2 protein-coding genes are annotated in these 2,007 nt (G+C 73.6%); both read left to right on the forward strand.

Annotated elements, in window-relative coordinates; genetic code table 11:
* Positions 1-95: 95 nt before the first annotated feature.
* On the forward strand, positions 96-299 hold the full coding sequence (locus tag ABZ135_RS38695) for a hypothetical protein (RefSeq protein ID WP_356703101.1): 204 nt from the start codon (positions 96-98) through the stop codon (positions 297-299).
* Between the two features lie 5 nt (positions 300-304).
* Complete coding sequence (locus tag ABZ135_RS38700) at positions 305-682, forward strand: hypothetical protein (RefSeq protein WP_356703103.1); 378 nt, start codon at positions 305-307, stop codon at positions 680-682.
* Positions 683-2,007 lie beyond the last annotated feature (1,325 nt).

Consider the following 2,007-nt stretch of genomic DNA (forward strand, 5'->3'; position numbering starts at 1 on the left):
GCGGCCACCGCGCCGAGGGCCTCCTCGTCGAGCTCACCGACATCGACCAGATCACCTTCGAGCTGTAGCACCGACACGCTGAAAGGACACCGCCCGTGAGCACCGCCACCGAACACATCCGCGCCGACCGGCTCACCACCGGACGCACCGTCATGGTCACCACCAGCACCACCATGGAGACGATCACCCGCGTCCAGGTCACCGGCGGCTACGTGGACGTCGAGACCGACCGGGGATCCTGCTACCAGTGGCCCGCCGCCCACCAGGTCCTCGCCCTCACCTCCTCGGGGAGCCGGTGACCGCCGTGACCACACGCCGCACCCTCGGACCCGGCCCCAAGGCCGCACCGATCCAGGCCGCCGAGGCCGACCTCCTCACCGACCTTCCCGGCATCGACCTCCCCGACGTCACCGAGCTGCGCGCCCGGGGCGTCCTCGACCCGCACCCGGCACCCGCGCCGAGGGCACGCCGCACGCTCGGCACCGGCACCGGCACCGCACCGGTCGCCCGCCACGCGCTGCCGTACGCCGTCCCGGGCCCGCAGTGCGTCTGCCAGCGGCACGCCTGCGGCGGCCTGACCCCCGCCGACCGGTGCAGCGAGCACAGCCGGGCCGCCGAGCCCGCGATGGAGTGGCACCCCGAGGGCGGCGTCCGCTGCACCCAGCTCGCCCCCGACCGCTGACAGCCGGCCCCGGTGAACGCACCGCGCCCCGCCCGGATCCTCCCGGGCGGGGCGCGGTCATGTTCCTGGCCCCCTGGAGGGCGCCTGCGTGGCGTTCTGGCGTCCTGGCGGCCCGCCAGGGTCTCGGGGGCCCGGGTGCCGCGCGCCCGGCCCGCACAGCGGCGTACAGGGCCTCGTCGAGCGGGTGCGCACGCGGAGGGCGAGAGGTGCGCCCTGGCGCGGCGCGGGCCGGGACGCGCTGACACGTCCCGGCCCGGAAGTCCGCTTTTTCATCCATAGTCGCGCCGTCCCGCCCGTGTCACCAGGGCCGTCGGTGCCCGTGTGAGGCCCTGTGTGCCGTTCTGGCGGCCCAGCGCGCTGCCGGGGCGCTCCTTGGGCGGCGTGGGGCGCGTTCGGGCCGCAGCGGGGCGTTCAGGGCTTCCGCGGGTGTCTCGCGTGCGAGACGGCCCGCGCGCCCGGCTCGGGCGCGGCGGCTGGGGGCCGTGGTGGGTGAGCCGGCGGTGCTGCGCCGCCCTGTGAGGCTGTGAGGCTCACAGGGCGTTTGCCCAGGTGGGCGGACGCCCTGTGAGGCTGTGAGGCGGCTTACCGCCCGGCCCGGTCCCGGCCCATCCCACCGGGCCGCTGCGCCCGGGGGCGCGCCTCGGCGGGTGGGCCGGCTGCCTGGGGGGACGGCGCGGCGTTCCGGATCCGCCCAAGGTTCTGCGGGAGGGAAGCCCCCTCCCCGGCCCTGGGCCCCGGTCCGGGCGTGCGGTGGGGGGTGTGGTGTGGTTCTGCCAACGCTACATGCTGCATCAGTTTGATGCAGGGGCGATGCGGGCTGGTTCCAGAGTCCGGCTACCGCCCCTTTTTGAAGCAGCCTCACCCGCCCTGCGGCACGGTCGGGTTGGGGGGTGTGGGGCGGATTCCCAGGCGGTACACAGTCGGTCTCGTGATGCACCCGCCATGCTGCGCACGGGAGTTGTCCGGCAGGGGTACTAGGGCCTGAGCGTAGACTTTATCCGGGCCCTGGTTTTGATTGCACCGGCCAAGTCGGGCCCGGTACCGTGGTCCTGGCGGACCTTCTCCTCACCGGCCACGACACGGCCTTGACGGACCCACCCGGCCCCCGCCACCCTTCCTCCTCGCTGCCCGGCGCAGCCGGTAGGGCGGGAGCGCAGCGGACGCCCCATCAATTCCCGCGAAGCGGGAATTGATTCCCCTACCGCATTGGAGCGCAGCGGAAATGCGGAATTCCCTTGCGAAGCAAGGGAATTGGAAATTGCGCAGCAATTTCCTAAAGCCCGCGGAGCGGGCTCGAATTCGCGCAGCGAATTCATTCGCTTTCC

The organism is Streptomyces sp. NPDC006339, from assembly GCF_040612775.1.
Taxonomy (GTDB): domain Bacteria; phylum Actinomycetota; class Actinomycetes; order Streptomycetales; family Streptomycetaceae; genus Streptomyces.